This window comes from Pseudomonas sp. GW823-FHT02F05, assembly GCF_058797315.1.
The window spans coordinates 463,400-480,821 of sequence record NZ_JBXAJM010000002.1; the positions used below are offsets into that span (position 1 = coordinate 463,400).

The 17,422-nt window shown below is 59.5% G+C and carries 18 protein-coding genes; 10 read left to right on the top strand and 8 right to left on the bottom strand.

What is annotated here, in order from left to right:
- Nucleotides 1-30: 30 nt before the first annotated feature.
- Nucleotides 31-675: a hypothetical protein gene (locus AC1RAC_RS04525; protein ID WP_054897774.1), complete on the bottom strand. Its 645-nt coding sequence runs from the start codon at nucleotides 673-675 to the stop codon at nucleotides 31-33.
- A gap of 137 nt (nucleotides 676-812) precedes the next feature.
- On the opposite strand from AC1RAC_RS04525, the gene AC1RAC_RS04530 reads away from it, so the two are divergent.
- Nucleotides 813-1,097, top strand: a complete 285-nt coding sequence (locus AC1RAC_RS04530; RefSeq protein WP_034125707.1) for a hypothetical protein — start codon at nucleotides 813-815, stop codon at nucleotides 1,095-1,097.
- Here the strand turns inward: AC1RAC_RS04530 and yfcF are convergent.
- On the bottom strand, nucleotides 1,056-1,688 hold the full coding sequence (gene yfcF / locus AC1RAC_RS04535) for a glutathione transferase (protein ID WP_054897773.1): 633 nt from the start codon (nucleotides 1,686-1,688) through the stop codon (nucleotides 1,056-1,058). The genes AC1RAC_RS04530 and yfcF overlap by 42 nt on opposite strands.
- 146 nt (nucleotides 1,689-1,834) lie before the next feature.
- Here yfcF and AC1RAC_RS04540 point away from each other — a divergent pair, with 146 nt between their 5' ends.
- Nucleotides 1,835-3,274: an alpha/beta hydrolase family protein gene (locus AC1RAC_RS04540; RefSeq protein WP_492616292.1), complete on the top strand. Its 1,440-nt coding sequence runs from the start codon at nucleotides 1,835-1,837 to the stop codon at nucleotides 3,272-3,274.
- Here the strand turns inward: AC1RAC_RS04540 and AC1RAC_RS04545 are convergent.
- A complete protein-coding gene (locus AC1RAC_RS04545; protein WP_054897772.1) occupies nucleotides 3,271-3,813 on the bottom strand; it encodes a DUF924 family protein in 543 nt (180 codons plus the stop codon). The two genes, AC1RAC_RS04540 and AC1RAC_RS04545, sit on opposite strands and share 4 nt — an antisense overlap.
- Before the next feature lie 71 nt (nucleotides 3,814-3,884).
- Here AC1RAC_RS04545 and AC1RAC_RS04550 point away from each other — a divergent pair, with 71 nt between their 5' ends.
- Entirely contained in the window at nucleotides 3,885-5,039 is a 1,155-nt protein-coding gene (locus tag AC1RAC_RS04550; RefSeq protein WP_054897771.1) for an acetyltransferase domain-containing protein, read from the top strand.
- A 77-nt stretch (nucleotides 5,040-5,116) separates the two neighbouring features.
- Here the strand turns inward: AC1RAC_RS04550 and metE are convergent, their stop codons facing one another.
- Nucleotides 5,117-7,459 (bottom strand): 5-methyltetrahydropteroyltriglutamate--homocysteine S-methyltransferase, encoded by a 2,343-nt coding sequence (metE, locus tag AC1RAC_RS04555; protein WP_313043194.1) that lies wholly within the window; start codon nucleotides 7,457-7,459, stop codon nucleotides 5,117-5,119.
- Nucleotides 7,460-7,803: 344 nt separating this feature from the next.
- Between metE and AC1RAC_RS04560 the strand changes: the two genes are divergently transcribed.
- The 6 genes from AC1RAC_RS04560 (at nucleotide 7,804) to AC1RAC_RS04585 (ending at nucleotide 13,520) form a co-directional block, all read left to right on the top strand.
- Nucleotides 7,804-8,901 (top strand): carboxynorspermidine decarboxylase, encoded by a 1,098-nt coding sequence (locus tag AC1RAC_RS04560; protein ID WP_005787689.1) that lies wholly within the window; start codon nucleotides 7,804-7,806, stop codon nucleotides 8,899-8,901.
- Nucleotides 8,902-8,929: 28 nt separating this feature from the next.
- A complete protein-coding gene (locus tag AC1RAC_RS04565) occupies nucleotides 8,930-10,177 on the top strand; it encodes a saccharopine dehydrogenase family protein (protein ID WP_054918531.1) in 1,248 nt (415 codons plus the stop codon).
- Nucleotides 10,178-10,626: 449 nt separating this feature from the next.
- Nucleotides 10,627-11,205 (top strand): hypothetical protein, encoded by a 579-nt coding sequence (locus tag AC1RAC_RS04570; RefSeq protein ID WP_492616293.1) that lies wholly within the window; start codon nucleotides 10,627-10,629, stop codon nucleotides 11,203-11,205.
- A gap of 23 nt (nucleotides 11,206-11,228) precedes the next feature.
- Nucleotides 11,229-11,393: a methyltransferase family protein gene (locus tag AC1RAC_RS04575; RefSeq protein ID WP_492616294.1), complete on the top strand. Its 165-nt coding sequence runs from the start codon at nucleotides 11,229-11,231 to the stop codon at nucleotides 11,391-11,393.
- Nucleotides 11,394-11,795: 402 nt separating this feature from the next.
- The gene (locus tag AC1RAC_RS04580) at nucleotides 11,796-12,605 is read left to right on the top strand and encodes a PDZ domain-containing protein (RefSeq protein WP_054918537.1); all 810 of its coding nucleotides are present in this window, start codon (nucleotides 11,796-11,798) and stop codon (nucleotides 12,603-12,605) included.
- Nucleotides 12,606-13,280: 675 nt separating this feature from the next.
- A complete protein-coding gene (locus AC1RAC_RS04585; protein WP_054918539.1) occupies nucleotides 13,281-13,520 on the top strand; it encodes a DUF6124 family protein in 240 nt (79 codons plus the stop codon).
- 191 nt (nucleotides 13,521-13,711) lie between these two features.
- Here AC1RAC_RS04585 and glsB read toward each other — a convergent pair whose 3' ends face one another.
- The 3 genes from glsB to AC1RAC_RS04600 all read right to left on the bottom strand — a co-directional run bounded on the left by glsB (nucleotide 13,712) and on the right by AC1RAC_RS04600 (nucleotide 15,504).
- Nucleotides 13,712-14,620 (bottom strand): glutaminase B, encoded by a 909-nt coding sequence (glsB, locus tag AC1RAC_RS04590; protein WP_014718789.1) that lies wholly within the window; start codon nucleotides 14,618-14,620, stop codon nucleotides 13,712-13,714.
- A gap of 55 nt (nucleotides 14,621-14,675) precedes the next feature.
- Nucleotides 14,676-15,020 (bottom strand): hypothetical protein, encoded by a 345-nt coding sequence (locus AC1RAC_RS04595; protein ID WP_314544110.1) that lies wholly within the window; start codon nucleotides 15,018-15,020, stop codon nucleotides 14,676-14,678.
- A gap of 73 nt (nucleotides 15,021-15,093) precedes the next feature.
- Nucleotides 15,094-15,504 (bottom strand): hypothetical protein, encoded by a 411-nt coding sequence (locus AC1RAC_RS04600; RefSeq protein WP_034125714.1) that lies wholly within the window; start codon nucleotides 15,502-15,504, stop codon nucleotides 15,094-15,096.
- A gap of 109 nt (nucleotides 15,505-15,613) precedes the next feature.
- Between AC1RAC_RS04600 and AC1RAC_RS04605 the strand changes: the two genes are divergently transcribed.
- Nucleotides 15,614-16,459: an AraC family transcriptional regulator gene (locus tag AC1RAC_RS04605; RefSeq protein ID WP_054897762.1), complete on the top strand. Its 846-nt coding sequence runs from the start codon at nucleotides 15,614-15,616 to the stop codon at nucleotides 16,457-16,459.
- A gap of 124 nt (nucleotides 16,460-16,583) precedes the next feature.
- On the opposite strand, the gene AC1RAC_RS04610 is transcribed toward AC1RAC_RS04605, so the two are convergent.
- A complete protein-coding gene (locus AC1RAC_RS04610) occupies nucleotides 16,584-17,378 on the bottom strand; it encodes a class II aldolase/adducin family protein (RefSeq protein WP_072447767.1) in 795 nt (264 codons plus the stop codon).
- Between the last annotated feature and the right edge of the window lie 44 nt (nucleotides 17,379-17,422).

The window sequence follows — 17,422 nt, forward strand, 5'->3', positions numbered from 1 at the left end:
AACCAAATAGGGTTCACAACCATTCGCGGGTCAACCTGCGCGAACCAGGGCCTTGAGCGACGCATCGAACTGCTTCAGGGCATCTTGCTGTACATCGCGTTGTTGCTCGATCAGTGCAGCAATCTCCGGCGCCGCCTTGTCGTGCACCCACACTGACGGCACGTGCTTGTCCACCGAGCCTTCGGCCTTGGCGATAAACTGCAGGTTCGCGTCGTAGAAGCGTGCGACAAAGCGTGCTTCGACCCGGTCATTACGCTGGGTCAGCAATTGGTTATGGGTATCGAGCACCACCACCACATCCGGGTGCGCCTGCACCAGGGCATCCAGGCTGCTATAAACCGTCACCGAGAAAAAAGTGCCCTGCAACGAGTGCATCAACCAGTCGATCGCCAGTTCCGGGTCGGAGCTGTTGACGAACGCCTCGCGAATCCGCCCATCCAGGGCATCCTTGGCGCCGTTCAGCGCCATGGCGTGGTAGCGTTCAAGGTAGCTGAGGTTGTCGCGGGTGTTTTCGCTGAACAACACCCCCACCGACTGGGCACGCTGCAGAGAGTCTACGCTACCCACCAGTGGCAGCAAATGGCCTGTACGCACGTCATCGGCCATCGCCGGGGTGGTCATGACCGCGGTGCCCAGCATCAGGGCCATCAAAGCCAACTGGATAATCGTCCTCATCGCGCATTTTCCTTGGGCTGCGTCTCGATGTGCAGATTCTGCGCGTTTGGCGAAAAAACAGAACTTGTGATCCTTGATGGTGACTATCATTTGAACCGATAGTGTCAGGCCGCCCATAAAATCTATAAGGACCCGCCATGAAGCCCTACCAGAAAATCTTCGATCGTATCCGCGAGGCAGTCCTGCCAGAGTTTCGCGAGCGAGTCGCCGACTACCTGGTCGAGTACGAAACCGTGCTGCTGGACTCACACGCCGACGCCGCAAAAGGCAGCGCCAGCGCCGAGCAACTGCGCGGCTACTTGCGTGGTTTGAACACCATGCGCGTGTTGGGCATGGCCGATTGGGAAGACCTCGACCGGCGCGTTGCCCAGCAGGCAGAGCTAGAGCGCGGGCCGTCGCAGCTCGACCCACTCGCGCACTGACGGCCGCTGCCACTGGCGTTGCGCGTAGGTCACCAGCTGCGCTGGCATGGCGTCACCGTTGAGGATCAGGCGATTGAGCATCACCGCCAGGTCCACATCGGCAATCGACCACTGGCCGCACAGGTACTCGCGGTTATCCGCCAGCAAGGCTTGCGCCGCGGTGATCAACTTGGTCGCGGCGGCTTGAGCCTCTGCTGACAACGGCGGCCTCTTCTGCCCGCAGAACACCACCAGCGTCGAGCGCTCCTGGCGAATCGGCAGCAGGTCGCTGCGCAACCACGCCTGGACCTGTCGCGCCCTCGCCCGCTGCTGCACATCCGCCGGGTACACGCGGGTCTCGGGGTAGGCCTGGTCCAGGTACTCGGTGATGGCCGAAGACTCCGACAGCGCAAAATCACCGTCTACCAGGGTCGGCACTCGCTGGGTCAGGGAGCGTTGGACGTAATCTGCCGCCTGGTTCTGCCCGGCATCGAGGTCCAGGGTGAGGGTCTCGAACGCCAGGCCTTTTTCGCGCAAGGCGACAAACACCGACATGGCATAGGGGCTGGTGAACAGCGAATCAACGTAGAGGTGCAGCGGGCCTTGGCTCATGGGCAATCTCCTGGTGTGAGCCATCACGCTACGAGATCCGGGCCGATAAAGACAATGCAGGGTTTTTATGGGGGCATTCCTGGCAGGAATAGCGCGGCTAGTGGCAATATTATGGCTCCCGCTGATTTTCAAGGAAGGAACAGCACATGAAACAAGCAGTTGTGGTTATCCACGGCATCGGCGAACAGCGCCCAATGGACACCTTGCGCGGCTTTGTCGAAGCGATGATCCCCACGGACACCCCCGATGGCACACCTCTGTACTGGAGCAAGCCGGATCATCTGTCGCGCAACTTCGACCTGCGCGTACTAAAGGCCTCGGGCCGTACCTCGACGGATTTCTATGAATACTACTGGGCCCACAAGATGCAGGGCACCAAGTTCGGCCATCTGCTGGGCTGGCTGTGGGATATCTTCAAGCGCCCGCGTCGCGACATTCCCGAGGCCATCGTGCCGATCTGGCGCAGCACGCGCTGGACGGTGCTGGTGTTATTGCTGCTGGTTGCCAGCGGTACATTGGCCACGGCCTGGGGCCAATTGCCCCCCAGCGACAACCCCTTCGCGCTGATCCCCCTGCTGCTCGCGGCCATGGGACTGGCGCTGCGCTATTCGGCGCTGGCCTACCTGGGTGACGCCGCACGCTACCTCAGCCCCAACCCGCAAAACGTGATGGTGCGCGAGCAGATCCGTGCTGATGGTGTCGACCTGCTGCGCGCTCTGCACAATCAGGGTGACTACGAGCGCATCATCGTCGTGGGCCACAGTTTGGGCAGCGTGATTGCCTACGACATCGTCGGCTACCTCTGGCATGAACATCACGACCAACTGACCCAACTGATCCCCAGCAACCGGGAGCTGGCGGCCCGCTATGCGAACCGCGAACCGCTGCAACCGGTGGTCAAGGAGGCCCTGCCCGCAGCCGGCGCCTTGCTGGACGGCAGCCTGGGCAGCCTGTTGAATTTTCGTCAGCAACAGACCGAAGCTTTTGCCGAACAGCGCGGCCTGGGCAACCCCTGGCGCATCACCGACCTAGTCACGGTCGGCAGCCCGATGGCCCACGCCAGCCTGTTGCTGGGCCGCAGCGTCAGTGACTTCAAACAGCGCATGGAACGCCGCGAAGCCCCGGCCTGCCCGCCGACCGAAGACACCCAAGGCTACGGCTACAACGCTCGCCAACCGCTGATGCTCGGCCAAAAGCCCTTCACCCCGCACTACCTGCACCACGCCGCAGCCTTTGCCGTCACGCGCTGGACCAACCTGTACTTCCCTGCCCCCTTCGGCCTGTTCGGCGACATCGTCAGCGGCCCGGTCAAGCCCGTGATGGGCGGCGGCGTGCTGGACTTGCCGGTGACCGTGGGCAACGGCAAAAGCTGGCTGGCCAAGTCCTGGCTCAGCCATACTCACTATTGGAGCGAACGCGGCGGTGCCCAGGGTTACCTCGACGCACTGGGCAAGGATGAACAGGCGATCACCCAAGGCCCGCGTCCTTCAGCCACTGAAGCGTTGCGGTGGGCGATAGACCTCAAGGGCGTGCGGCGGTTTCGCCGTGTCGCCACCCAGCAGAGCCTGGCGCCAGAACACGCCTAACCGGCGAAGCCACCGGCCTTGAGGAAGGCGAGTTCTTCATCGGTGCTCGCCCTGCCCAACACCCCATTACGATGGGGAAACCGCCCGAACCGCTCGATGATGTCGGCATGCTCCTTGGCCCAGTGGTAGGTGCTGGCATCCAACTGCTGGTTCAGGGCCAGGGAGCGTTGCTGGTCCTGCGGGTCTTCCGAATGTTCAAAAGGCAAATAGCAGAACGCGCGCAACTGAGGTTCAACCTGTTGATCCAATCCCGCGTCCACCATCTTTCGCGCATAAAACCGCGCCAGCGGGTCGGTGGCGAACATATGCGCCGTGCCGCGAAAGGCGTTGCGCGGGTACTGATCCAGCAGGATCAATAACGCCAGCGCGCCATCCGCCGTGGTCAACCAACCTTCGAGTTCACGCCGTGCAGCCTGCATATGAGCCGCGTTGAATCTATCGCGAAAGTCCCTATCGAACCCCTCGTCCTTGGCGAACCAACGCTTGGGCCCCGCCTGTTTCCAGAACGCGATTACAGCTTCGGCCGAGTGTGGGGTCATGCTTGTCATCAGCGCCTCGCTTAATGTTATAGAATAACGTCAATATTTTGCCTGCGTGTGATCCTTAACTTATGACTGACGCTATGACTTTACGCAAACGCCTGCTGTCCATCGACGCCCTGCGCGGCCTGGTGATCCTGTTCATGTTGCTGGACCACGTGCGTGAAACCTTCCTGCTGCACCGCCAGGTCAGCGACCCCATGAGCATAGACAGCACCGAGCCTGCGTTGTTTTTCAGCCGCACCCTGGCTCACTTGTGTGCGCCGGTGTTTGTGCTGCTCACCGGTTTGTCGGCTTGGCTGTACGGTCAGAAATATCAAGGTCGTCGCGACGTGTCGGCATTCTTGTTCAAGCGCGGGCTGTTCCTGGTGGTGCTGGAATTCACCCTGGTCAACTTCGCGTGGACCTTCCAACTGCCGCCCAGCGTGATCTACATGCAAGTGATCTGGGCCATCGGCATCAGCATGATCGCCCTCGCCGCGTTGGTCTGGCTACCGCGTGCCTGGCTGATCGGCTTGGCGCTGGTGATTATCGCCGGGCACAACCTGCTCGATGGGCTGCACTTCGCAGCGGGTTCGATGTTGCATGTGCCGTGGGCCATCCTGCATGAACGCACCTGGATTGAAGTCTCTGAAAACCTGCGCCTGCGCACCACCTACCCGGTGCTGCCATGGATCGGTGTGATTGCCCTGGGTTACGGCCTCGGGCCATGGTTTGCCAATGCCACGCTGCCGGCTGTGCGTCAGCGTTATTTACTGGTCGCAGGGGTGGGCGCGTTGGTGGGCTTTGGGTTGTTGCGAGCGCTCAACGGCTATGGCGAGCAGCCTTGGCAGGCGTATGACAGCAGCGTGCTGACGCTGATGAGCTTTTTCAATATCACCAAGTACCCGCCTTCGCTGTTGTTCCTGGCGTTGACCCTGGGGATTGGCTTGCTGTTGCTGCTGGCGTTTGAACGCGCCGGGCATAAGCGCTGGATCGGCGTGCTGGCGGTGTTCGGCGCGGCGCCGATGTTCTTTTATCTGTTGCACCTCTATGTATTGAAAATCCTCTATGTAGCCTGCGTTGCGCTGTTTGGCCTCAACCATGGCACTTACTTTGGCTTCGACGATATCGGTGCGGTGTGGTTGGCAGCGCTGCTGTTGCCGATTGCCCTGTACTTGCCCGTGCGTTGGTTCGCCGGCCTGAAAGCACGGCGGCGGGATCTGGCGTGGCTCAAATACCTCTGACCTGATGCAGGGGGCGAATATTGCCCCCTCCCCTTGTAGGAGCGAGCTTGCTCGCGAAAAACTCACAGGCGCCACGTTCATTCAGAAGCTACGCGTAATCGTTGGCGTTTTTCGCGAGCAAGCTCGCTCCTACAGTTTGACTCAGCACGCAGTTGCCGAGCGGCGGTGACCATATGAATGAGCGCCGCCTCGGTCTCCGGCCAGCCCCGCGTCTTCAAGCCGCAATCGGGGTTCACCCATAAGCGCTCTGCCGGAATCCGCTTGGCGGCCTTGCGCATCAAGTTGGCCATTTCCGAGGCATCCGGCACCCGTGGCGAGTGGATGTCGTAGACCCCCGGGCCGATCTCATTCGGGTAGGCGAAGGCTTCGAACGCGTCGAGCAGCTCCATGTCCGAGCGTGAGGTCTCGATGGTGATCACGTCGGCATCCATGGCGGCGATGGACTCGATCACATCGTTGAACTCGCTGTAGCACATGTGGGTGTGGATCTGGGTTTCATCGCCCACGCCACTCGCGCACAAACGAAACACCTCAGTCGCCCAGTCCAGGTAGTGCTGCCACTGCGCCTGGCGCAACGGCAAGCCCTCACGAAAAGCCGCTTCGTCGATCTGCACGATCTTGATGCCGGCCGCTTCCAGGTCCACCACTTCGTCACGAATCGCCAGGGCCAGTTGCCGGGCCTGCACTTCGCGGCTCAGGTCTTCCCGTGGGAACGACCACATCAACATGGTCACCGGGCCTGTGAGCATGCCCTTCATCACCTTGTCGGTGAGGCCTTGGGCATAGCGAATCCACTCCACGGTCATGGCGTTCGGGCGGCTCAGGTCACCGACAATCACTGCGGGTTTCACACAGCGCGAACCATAGCTCTGCACCCAGCCGAACCGGGTGAACGCGTAGCCATCCAGTTGTTCGGCGAAGTACTCGACCATGTCGTTACGCTCGGCTTCACCGTGCACCAACACATCCAGGCCGAGATTTTCCTGCACCTCGACAGCGTGCTTGATCTCACTGTGCATGGCTTCGACGTATTCGGCGTGGCTCAACTTGCCCGCCCTGTACGACTGACGCGCCAGGCGGATCGACGCGGTCTGTGGGAACGAGCCGATGGTGGTGGTCGGGAACAGCGGCAAGTTAAGGCCGGCCCGTTGCTTTTCGATGCGCTGGGCAAACGGCGACTGGCGCTGGCTGTCCCGTGCAGTGATGGCCGCTACACGAGCTTGAACGGCAGGCTTGTGAATGCGTGGCGATGCAGCACGAGCTGCCTGCACCGCGCGGCTCGCAGCCAGGGCGGTGAGTACGCCAGGGGCTTCGGGCTGATCGACGGCCTTGGCCAGTAGCGCCACTTCCGCGCACTTCTGCACGGCGAAGGCCAGCCAGCTTTTCAGTTCGGCACCCAACTGATCTTCCCGCTCCAGGTCCACCGGGCTGTGCAGCAGCGAGCAGGACGGCGCGACCCACAGGCGATCGCCCAACTTCTCATGGGCATGCTGCAAGGTGGCCAGGGCTTTTTCCAGGTCGCAACGCCACACGTTTCGGCCGTTGACCACGCCCAGGGACAGCACCTTGTACGCTGGCAGGCGGTCGAGAATGGTCGGGTACTGGTCCGGCGCACGCACCAGGTCGATATGCAGGCCATCCACCGGAAGGTTGGCAGCCAGGCCAAGGTTTTCTTCCAGGCCGCCGAAGTAAGTGGCCACCAATTTTTTCAGCGGGTCGCGCTGGATCAGGTTATAGGCGCGCTCGAAAGCGTTCTTCCAATCCTGAGGCAGATCGAGCGCCAGGATTGGCTCGTCGATCTGCACCCACTCAACGCCCAATTCGGCCAGGCGCTGGAATATCTGGCCATACAGCGGCAGCAGTCGCTCGAGCAGGTCGAGCTTGTCGAAGTCAGCGCCCTTGGCCTTGCCCAGCCACAAATAGGTCAGCGGGCCGATCACCACGGGCTTGACGCTGTGCCCCAGGTCGAGGGCTTCCTGGACCTCTTCGAAGAGTTGGTCCCACGCCAGGTGGAATTGCTGATCGACGCTGAACTCCGGCACCAGGTAGTGATAGTTGGTGTCGAACCACTTGGTCATCTCCTGGGCATGGGCACCGCCGCAGCAGCTGTCACTGACGCCACGGGCCATGGCGAACAAGGTATGCAACGTGGCCTGGCCATCCGCCGGGCGGAACCGCTCAGGGACCACACCGAACATCAACGAATGGGTCAGCACCTGGTCGTACCAGGCGAAATCACCGACCGGCAACAGGTCGATACCGGCTTGCTGTTGCAGCGCCCAGTGGGTGCTGCGCAAATCACGGCCAACGGCGCGCAGGCCGGCTTCGTCGAGCTCACCCTTCCAGAACGCTTCCTGCGCTTTTTTCAGTTCACGATCGCGTCCAATGCGTGGAAACCCGAGGGAATGAGCGACTGCCATGACTTACAACTCCGATGGTGTGATTGATGGCGGTCATTGTCGACAGAGGGGTGTCTTGAGACAAACTCATTCTGTTCTAGATCATCACAAGATTTACTCATGTTCAGGTAAGCAGGATATTCGCGGCGCTATTGTTGATGTGTGGGGTGCCAGGACGGCCGTCATCGCGGCCTCGCTTAGGCTCGAGCGCTCCCACAGGAGGCGGCATGATTCTTATGAACGGTCATACTTACGCCCTATGCTTAACGTGGCGCGCAAAATCCGCCGGCTAACCTTTCGATCTGTTCCAAGTGCGGGCACAATGCGTGTCCTTTTTTGGCAGGCACCGCCGCAGGCTCTCAAAAATGATCAAAACGCCGTACTACCTCATCGATAAACAGAAGCTTCTGGTCAACATGCAGAAGATTGCCTACGTGCGCGAACAGTCCGGCGCCAAGGCTCTGCTGGCGCTCAAGTGCTTTGCCACCTGGTCGGTATTCGACTTGATGCAGCAATACATGGACGGCACCACCTCGTCGTCGCTGTATGAGCTCAAGCTCGGTCGCCAGAAGTTCGAAGGCGAAGCGCACGCCTACAGCGTGGCCTGGGCCGACGATGAAATCGAAGAGATGCTCGAGAACTGCGACAAGATCATCTTCAACTCCATCAGCCAGCTGCAGCGTTTTGCCGAACGCAGCGAAGGCAAGACCCGCGGCCTGCGTGTGAACCCGCAGGTGAGCAGCTCTGACTACCTGCTGGCCGACCCGGCGCGCCCGTTCAGCCGCCTGGGCGAGTGGGACCCGGTGAAGATCGATGGCGTGATCGATCAGATCTCCGGCTTCATGTTCCACAACAACTGCGAGAACGGTGACTTCAGCCTGTTCGACAAGATGCTCGGCACCATCGAGGAACGCTTCGGTGAACTGCTGCACAAGGTCAAGTGGGTCAGCCTCGGCGGCGGCATCCATTTCACCGGTGAAGGCTATGCACTGGATGCATTCTGCGCACGGCTCAAAGCGTTCTCCGAGAAGTACGGCGTGCAGGTTTACCTGGAACCCGGCGAAGCGGCGATCACCAACAGCGCCTCCCTGGAAGTCACCGTGCTCGACACTCTCTACAACGGCAAGAATCTCGCCGTGGTCGACAGCTCCATCGAAGCCCACCTGCTGGACCTGCTGATCTACCGCCTCAACGCCAAGCTGGCGCCGAGCGAGGGTGAACACACCTACATGGTGTGCGGCAAATCCTGCCTGGCCGGGGACATCTTCGGCGAGTATCAATTTGATCGTCCGCTGGCCATCGGCGATCGGCTGTCGTTCATCGACACCGCAGGCTACACCATGGTCAAGAAAAACTGGTTCAACGGCCTGAAAATGCCGTCCATCGTAGTGAAACAACTCGACGGTACAGTCGAGGTGGTTCGTGAATTTGGTTACGACGACTACCTGTCCAGCCTGTCCTGAGCTGGCGGATAAAGGAGAGATAAAGCAATTGAAAAAGAACGTTCTTATCATTGGTGCAGGAGGTGTCGCCAAGGTGGTGGCCCACAAGTGCGCGCAGCACAACGACGAACTCGGTCGTATTGCTATCGCGTCGCGCAACATCTCCAAATGCCAGGCCATCATCGACAGCGTCAAGGCCAAGGGTAGCCTCAAGGTTCCCGCCGATATCCAAGCCTTCGCGCTGAACGCCCTGGACGTGGAAGCGACCAAGGCCCTGATCCGCGAGACTGATTCGCAGATCGTCATCAACGTCGGCTCCGCCTTCCTCAACATGTCGGTACTGCGTGCCTGCATCGACACGGGCGTGGCTTACCTCGACACCGCCATCCACGAAGAGCCGGGCAAGGTCTGCGAGACCCCGCCGTGGTACGGCAACTACGAGTGGAACCACCTGCAAGAGTGCAAACAGAAGAACATCACCGCCATCCTTGGCGTGGGCTTCGACCCAGGTGTCGTCAACGCGTATGCCGCGCTGGCGCAGCAACAGCATTTCGACCGCATTGATTCGATCGACATTCTCGACGTCAATGCCGGCTCCCATGGCAAATACTTCGCCACCAATTTCGATCCGGAAATCAACTTCCGCGAATTCACCGGGCAGGTGTGGAGCTGGCAGAACAGCCAGTGGACCAGCAACACCATGTTCGAAGTCAAACGCACCGACGACCTGCCGGTAGTCGGTTCGCAGAACCTCTACCTCACCGGCCACGATGAAGTGCACTCGCTGTCGAAAAACCTCGACGTGCCCAACGTGCGTTTCTGGATGAGCTTCGGCGAACACTACATCAACGTGTTCACCGTGCTGAAAAACCTCGGCCTGCTTTCCGAACAGCCGGTCAAGACCGCCGAAGGCCTGGAAGTGGTGCCGTTGAAAGTGGTCAAGGCCGTGCTGCCCGACCCGTCTTCGCTCGCCCCGGGCTACACCGGCAAGACCTGCATCGGTGACCTGGTCAAAGGCACCAAGGATGGCCAACCGCGTGAGATGTTCATCTACAACGTGGCTGATCACGAAGAGGCCTATGCCGAGACCGACAGCCAGGGCATCTCCTACACCGCAGGCGTACCACCGGTAGCCGCTGCGCTGCTGGTGGCGCGTGGCGAGTGGGATGTGAAGCATATGGCCAACGTCGAGGAACTACCGGCCGAGCCGTTCCTCAAGGCGCTGGATGTGATGGGCTTACCGACTCGGATCAAAGACGAAAACGGTGATCGGGCCTGGGATGCGACGGCCTCATAGGCCATAGCTGACCGAGCAAAAGAATGCGCCCCAAGGGGCGCATTTTTTGTTTGGGCTCACCCACAGCTCAAAGAACAATACAGATTCAAAATGTGGGAGCGGGCTTGCCTGCGAAGGCGGTTTGTCAGTCAATGATTTTTCCACTGAACCACCGCCATCGCAGGCAAGCCAGCTCCCACAATGAGTCGCCGGTGTATCCGGGGCTTCGGCTCACTCCAGGTTCCGCGCCGAATTATTCCGCGCCCTTGAGCACTGCCACAGCACGGGGGCTCATATTGGCGCAGGCGTGGCCTGGTATAGCTTGTTGGATAGGTTGAAGGTCCGTTAGATCGCCAATCGCTCTTGCAACTGTCAATTCCAACAGGTTACCGCCTAGGGGAATGCCGTTAGTCTGAGCGAGCCCGTCATAGATTGGCTCACCCATTCACCATGTGCGAAAGGAATCGTCCATGAAACGGCAAACCTCTTCAAACACCCTCACGGCACGCTTGGCTGGCCTGGTCTATAGCACCTGCTGCTACCTGGTGTTCTTATTCACCCTGCTGTACATGATGGGCTTCGTGGGGGCTGTGGTCGTACCCAAACACATCGAGTCCGGCGCACGCATCGACTGGGCGCTGGCACTCATGATCAATGCGTCACTGATCATTGTGTTTGGCGTCCGGCACAGCACCATGGCGCGTAAACGCTTCAAGCGCTGGCTGGCAGTCTTCGCCCTGGCAGCGGTGGAGCGTTCCACCTATGTGTTGCTCTCCAGCCTGATGCTCGCGCTGCTGTTCTGGCAGTGGCGGCCTATTACGCACACCGTTTGGGAAGTTGACGCCGCCTGGGCCAAGGCATTGCTGAGCGGCCTGTTCTGGCTGGGCTGGGGCATTGTGGTGCTGGCAACCTGTTTGATCAGTCACTTCGAGTTGTTCGGGCTGAAGCAGGCCATTGATCGTTGGCGCAACGCCCCACCCTCAGGCCTGACATTCAGGCGCCGCTGCTCTACAAAGTCGTGCGTCATCCGCTGTACCTGGGCTTCCTGATCGCCTTTTGGGCAACGCCGCATATGACCGTAGGGCATCTGCTGTTTGCCCTGGGGATGTCGGTGTATCTCTTCATCGGCGCCCGTTTCGAAGAACGGGATTTGGTGGCGCTGTTTGGTGAGCGGTATCGGCGCTATCAGCGTGAGGTGGGCATGATCGTGCCACGCCTCAACAGGCCCCGTCGTTAGCGCTCGAGTGTGTCGCACGCTCTGCGTGGGAATGCACTCAAATCCAGGGCATATATTTCATCGGTAGCTGCTGCGCTGCTGGTTGCGTGTAACGAGTGGAACACGAAGTACATGTCCAACGTCAAGGAGCTGCTGGCCGAGCCACTCCTCCCAACGCTGGATGTGACGGGCTTGCTGACTCGAAGTAGAAACAGAAATGGCGATCGGGCTTAGGATGCAATCGCCTACAAGCGATAGCTGACAGAGCAAAAAATGCATCTGAAGGGGCACACTTTTAGTTTGGGCGAGCATCGACCTCGAAATCAACGAAGGTAAAAAAAAGCGATTTGATAATCCGAGATACTATTTTGGTATCATCGGATATTCGCCATCAACCCACCACATAAACAAGGATGTTGATAAATGACTCCTCGCCCATTCAAGCCCCTGGCGCTTGCTGCTCTTTTTATAGGTTTAGCAGGCTGTAAAATGGCGCCACCTCTTAATGGCTATACGCAGTATTACCAGTCGGCAAATGGATTCACGCCAGAAATCATCGCGGCAGAGCGCTCAGGGCCGCCCCCCGCTGTGCCGATAATCGACCATGCCACACTAAGCACCTACGAAAACGTCGCAAGAACTTGGTTCCGTCGTGGATACGCAGCTGTTGGTAAATCCGAATTCAATTCGTCCATGCCGATTCCTGAACAACAAGCTATTGATCAGGCAAAGGCCATTAAGGCTGATCTAGTAATCATTATCGAACCGCAATACCAAGGCACCACGACTACCACGACGAAAGTATCCAGACCTACATCCAGCACTTCTGTTACGTCAGTCACGGCAGGCAAACTGAACGGTTCGGCAACCACCTCGACATACGGTACTACAACGGATTACGTGCCGATTACCCAGAAGCAAGTAGCCTATGGCGCACTCTACTTTGTCAAAGCACATATCATCCTTGGCGCAGCCACTATTGAACTGGATGAAGCAGAACGTCAGTCTCGTCAGACGAACTATGGCGTGAAAATCACGATGGTTTCCGATGACTCACCCGCTTTCAAAGCCGACTTACTGATCGGAGATACTATAGAGAAGCTTGATGGCCAGCGCATCAGCAGTGCGGCTCATCTATCGAGCTTGATTAATGCGAAGAAAGGTCAAGTCATCAATTTGTCCCTAACCCGCAAAGGTAAGGCTTTCGAGAAATCAATCCAACTCAACAATTGACGCTTGATCACCAGTCAGATAGCGCCTACCCATCGGCCTAGGCAGTGATCACTTCCAAGCTCTGCATTGGCACCAGAAAGTGCGCCCCGCAAGGCGTGGCGCTATGGTGAACGCTATCGGTAGAACGACTGTGCCGCGGCTGAACAAGCCCATAGCCAACCTTAGCTTGTTCGTTAAGATCATCAACGATAACGCAGATAACCTGGATGACCGCAGGGCCTGGGCTTTTTTCGCGAGCAAGCTCGCTCCTACAGTTCAACGAACAATAGAGATCAAATGTGGGAGCTCGCTTGCCTGCGATGGCGCTATGTCAGCCAGCATATGCGGCGCTGAAAAACCGCTATCGCCGGCAAGCCAGCTCCCACAGAGGATTTGCGGCGTTAGGATATTTCCCACAGCTGTTTCAGGTTGTCGCTCGGAACTTCACTGACTAACCTCTGGGCCGTCGCTGCCAATTCAGCGGCCGGATTTGACCGTCCGACTCCCAACTGCATCTGTGCCACATCGAATCAGGCGTTTTCTTTACGCCTGCTGTATCGTGTCGCGGCAGCTGTACGCGGGATACCTCCGGGTATGCCGGGCTCCTTGGGACCGGTCGGTCAACCCGCGTATAGCTGCCACCCTAATTCGTTTGACCGCGAACCGTGGCAGCTCCATATCCCTTGGAGTTTCACCATGATCAAAGACAGCCCCAACCCACCAGAACAACTCTTCAACGTGCGCCCCGGCCTAGGCACCGAAACCCTGCTGATCAACGCCTCCCAGGATCTAGCCTCCATCAATGACATCGCTACTCATCTTGCCTTTGAAATCGACGGTACCCAACGCAACGTAGCGCTGGGCATCTGCCGCATGCTCGAAGGTGTGCAGTTGCTCGTGGACAAGGCTCGGGATGACACCCACCCAGCCACTTGACCTGATGCTCGCGCCGCGCCCTTAACCACTGTAGGAGCGAGCTTGCTCGCGAAGATCGTCAACGATGACGCGGGCAACCTGGATGACCGCAGGGCCTGGGCGTTTTTCGCGAGCAAGCTCGCTCCTACAGTGATCGATGGCACTGAAAAACCGCTATCGCAGGCAAGCCAGCTCCCACAGGGGGACCGAGTTCAAAACACCGACCACCCAATCCGCTCACTCAACAATTCCAACGCCTTCATCCCCGCCAGCGAGTTGCCCGCTGCGTTCAGCTCCGGCGACCACACGCACACCGTGAACTGCCCCGGCACCACCGCGACGATCCCTCCGCCGACCCCGCTCTTGCCCGGCAGGCCCACGCGGTATGCAAAATTGCCCGCCTCGTCATACAGCCCGCTGGTGGCCATGATCGAGTTCACTTGCTTGGTCTGGCGCGCCGTCAGCACCTGCTCGCCACTGTGGGCACTCACGCCTTCATTGGCCAGGAAGCTGAACGCTCGGGCCAGGTCCAGGCAGCTCATCTGCAACGCGCAATAGTTGAAGTAGCTGTGCAGCACCGCGTCCACATCGTTATGAAAGTTGCCGAACGACTTCATCAGGTAGGCCATGGCCGCATTGCGCGCACCATGCTGGGCTTCAGATTCGGCCACGACGCTGTTGACCAGGATCTGCGGGTTGCCCGACAGGCGCCGTACAAAGTCGCGCATCGACAGAATCGGCACGGCGAAGCGTGACTGGTTGATGTCGCAGATCACCAGCGCGCCAGCGTTGATAAAGGGGTTGCGCGGGCGGCCACGCTCGAATTCCAGCTGCACCATGGAGTTGAACGGCTGCCCCGAGGGCTCGTGGCCCAAGCGCTCCCAGATGGATTCGCCGCCATGGTCGATGGCCTGCACCAGGCTGAAGACCTTGGAAATGCTTTGCACCGAAAACAGCGTGTCTGCATCTCCAGCGCAGTAGGCCGTGCCGTCGTTGCCGTATACCGCGATGCCGAGTTGGTTGGCGGGCACGTCGGCCAGCGCGGGAATGTAATCGGCGACTTTGCCGAGGCCGATCAAGGGGCGCACTTCGTCGAGGATCGACTCCAGCAGCGCCTGCATAGCTTGTCCTGTCATCTTTGTTCGAATCAGTGGTAAACGAGGCGCGGAGGATACGTCAATGGGCGCGCAACACCCACACAATCTCTACCACCCGCTCGGCAATCACCACGTAGATCAGGATCAACCACAGTTGCAACGCCAAGTGATAACGCAACTTGGCCAGGCGGCGGATGCCGTCGCTGACGTTCAACAGCATCAGCACCGTGGACAGCACAATCAAGCCCCAGCCCGCGACGCTGGAGGCGAAGATACCGATCAGCAACTCGTGCGGTCCCACCAGCGCGTTGGTCCCCGCCGCAAACAACAACGCGCAGACCAACAGGTTTTTAACATTGTCGAAAATCTGCGTGCTCAGGTCGTTTTCCAGCAACGCCAGGTACCGCGTCCATAAAGTGCGCATGCTTGAGTACCGAGTGGGAAGGCTCGTCAATCAAGGTAGTTCAATTGTGGACGCTGTCGAGCTTTGGCCAGGCTCAGAAATACGCCACATCCGACACTTCTGCATCCAGCACATCCTGGGCCAACGCCCAGGCGCGATCCTTGGACTCCACCACCAGCAGCGGGTAACCCCAGGCCTTGCCGAACGTCACGGCAAAGGGCTTGAGGGCCAGGCGCTTGGCAGCGCTGGGCTCCACCTGGATCATGCCTTTGACGTAAGCGCGCAAGGCAGCCTTGTTTTTCTTCATCCAGATAGAAGCGCGCTTGCGCTCTTCGTGGGCGTGTTCGTGATTGTTCTCATCCACGGCCTTTTCGTGCAGCAGCAAGAAGGGCTGCTCACGCGCCAGCAGACGTTCGAATGTCAGGAAGGCGTCTTCCGGCGCTCCCTCGCTAGGCGCGTCGAAAAAGATTTTCACCACCGGGAAAGTTGAACTGTCGAGTCGCATGGCAAAGCTCCTTTGATGAGATTGGTTCTCATCATAGGGCGCATGACGCTGGACAGCATTGCATAGAATAGCCAGAATATTTCGCAATCCAGCCAAGGCAGTTATCAGCATGGTTCATCACCGCCTCGACCAATACGACCCCTGCCGGGTCCGGGACGCCGCCGCGATCCCTCGCTCGATTGTTGCAGTGGGCGCCTCGAGTACGTCCGAACGCTGGGAACATATCCCTCACCACCATCAACACGGGCAATTGATCTACACCTTGCGCGGCGTGGTGCATTGTGTGATCGAGGCGGGTATCTGGATCGTGCCGCCGCAATGCGCATTGTGGATTCCCGGCGGTGTGACCCACGCGGCCCGTGGCGCTGGCGAAGCAGATGTATATTGCCTGTTGATCAGCCCGGACGCCGCCAGCGCCCTGCCCCGGCAATGTTGCACGCTGTCGGTGTCGCCATTGCTGCACGAATTGATCGGCAAGGCGGTCAGCTTCCCGCAGCTCTACGACGAAGACGGCGCCCCGGGCCGGCTGGTGGCGACGTTACTCGACGAGTTGGCCTTGGCCCCCCTCGAGGCCCTGCATTTGCCCATGCCCCAGGACCCTCGCTTGCATCGGCTGGCCACCAGCTTATTGGCCAACCCCGGCGACAAATCGACCCTGGGCGAATGGGCCGTGCGCATCGGCATGAGCGAACGCAGCATGACCCGCCTGCTGCTGGAAGAGATCGGCCTGAGCTTCGGTCGCTGGCGCCGGCAGTTGCATGTAATCCTTTCACTGCAGCGCCTGGCTAACGGCGAGAGTGTGCAGAGCGTGGCGCTGGACCTGGGTTATGAAAATGCCAGCGGGTTTATCACCATGTTCCGCAAGGCCATGGGCCAACCGCCGGCGCGTTACCTGGCAGACCGAGCCAGTACCGTCGGGCCGCACAGCAACGTGTCAACTATCGCCTTGACGTGAGGTTTTGATGATCGTTCCCACGCTCTGCGTGGGAATGCCTCGTGTGCCGCTCCGCGTCACGCTTAGGGACGCAGAGCATCCTGGGCTGTGTTCCCACGCAGAGCGTGGGAACAATCCACCCGACTCAGTTCTTGTAGTCGGTATCGGTACGCTCAAGCTGGCGCACCAGCGCATTCCAATGCCGCGCCACGCCCGGGCCTTCGCCATTGCTGAACACCTTGGCCTGCTGCTCGACCTTGGCCACCACGTCAGCCGGTGGGAAGATCAACTCGGCATTCCCCGCTGCCTGTGCCGCAATCTGGATGTTGCAGGCCCGCTCCAGGCTTTGTAGTTGCTGGAAGGCATGCTCGACGCTGACGCCGCCCGTCAACAAGCCGTGGTTACGCAGGATCATCACACTCTTGTCGCCCAAATCCGCCACCAGCCGTTCACGCTCGTCCAGGTCCAGCGCCACGCCTTCGTAACCGTGGTAAGCCACACGCCCCGAGAATGCGATAGCGTGCTGGGAGATCGGCAACAACCCCTGCTTCTGCGCCGACACCGCAATACCGTCGCGGGTGTGGGTGTGCAGCACCGCTTGCAAATCATGGCGTGCGCCGTGGATGGCGCTGTGGATCACATAGCCGGCGTAGTTGATCCCCAGGCCCGTAGGGTCATCGACAAGGGTGCCGTCCAGATCGACCTTGACCAGGTTGGAGGCGCTGATTTCGTCGAACAACAGCCCGAAAGCATTGATCAGGAAATGCTCCTCGGCCCCTGGCACCCGCGCCGAGAAATGCGTGTAGATATGATCGGTCCACTTGTACAACGCCGCCAGTCGGTAGGCCGCGGCCAACTTGACCCGCACCTCCCACTCTTGCGGTGTGACCCGCTGGCGCACATTGCTCAACACACTGGAAATCGGCGTGACGCTACTCATGGCAAATCTTCCTGGATGACCTAAGGGACTTCCAGGCAAGACTA

Bases quoted from the DNA above. Each gene is read 5' to 3' on its own strand.
- AC1RAC_RS04545 (WP_054897772.1), bottom strand. From the start codon at position 3,813: ATGACCCCACACTCGGCCGAAGCTGTAATCGCGTTCTGGAAACAGGCG.
- AC1RAC_RS04580 (WP_054918537.1), top strand. From the start codon at position 11,796: ATGACTCCTCGCCCATTCAAGCCCCTGGCGCTTGCTGCTCTTTTTATA.
- AC1RAC_RS04540 (WP_492616292.1), top strand. From the start codon at position 1,835: ATGAAACAAGCAGTTGTGGTTATCCACGGCATCGGCGAACAGCGCCCA.
- AC1RAC_RS04570 (WP_492616293.1), top strand. From the start codon at position 10,627: ATGAAACGGCAAACCTCTTCAAACACCCTCACGGCACGCTTGGCTGGC.
- metE (WP_313043194.1), bottom strand. From the start codon at position 7,459: ATGGCAGTCGCTCATTCCCTCGGGTTTCCACGCATTGGACGCGATCGT.
- yfcF (WP_054897773.1), bottom strand. From the start codon at position 1,688: ATGAGCCAAGGCCCGCTGCACCTCTACGTTGATTCGCTGTTCACCAGC.
- AC1RAC_RS04530 (WP_034125707.1), top strand. From the start codon at position 813: ATGAAGCCCTACCAGAAAATCTTCGATCGTATCCGCGAGGCAGTCCTG.
- AC1RAC_RS04525 (WP_054897774.1), bottom strand. From the start codon at position 675: ATGAGGACGATTATCCAGTTGGCTTTGATGGCCCTGATGCTGGGCACC.
- AC1RAC_RS04575 (WP_492616294.1), top strand. From the start codon at position 11,229: ATGACCGTAGGGCATCTGCTGTTTGCCCTGGGGATGTCGGTGTATCTC.
- AC1RAC_RS04585 (WP_054918539.1), top strand. From the start codon at position 13,281: ATGATCAAAGACAGCCCCAACCCACCAGAACAACTCTTCAACGTGCGC.
- AC1RAC_RS04600 (WP_034125714.1), bottom strand. From the start codon at position 15,504: ATGCGACTCGACAGTTCAACTTTCCCGGTGGTGAAAATCTTTTTCGAC.
- AC1RAC_RS04550 (WP_054897771.1), top strand. From the start codon at position 3,885: ATGACTGACGCTATGACTTTACGCAAACGCCTGCTGTCCATCGACGCC.
- glsB (WP_014718789.1), bottom strand. From the start codon at position 14,620: ATGCAGGCGCTGCTGGAGTCGATCCTCGACGAAGTGCGCCCCTTGATC.
- AC1RAC_RS04605 (WP_054897762.1), top strand. From the start codon at position 15,614: ATGGTTCATCACCGCCTCGACCAATACGACCCCTGCCGGGTCCGGGAC.
- AC1RAC_RS04595 (WP_314544110.1), bottom strand. From the start codon at position 15,020: ATGCGCACTTTATGGACGCGGTACCTGGCGTTGCTGGAAAACGACCTG.
- AC1RAC_RS04560 (WP_005787689.1), top strand. From the start codon at position 7,804: ATGATCAAAACGCCGTACTACCTCATCGATAAACAGAAGCTTCTGGTC.
- AC1RAC_RS04610 (WP_072447767.1), bottom strand. From the start codon at position 17,378: ATGAGTAGCGTCACGCCGATTTCCAGTGTGTTGAGCAATGTGCGCCAG.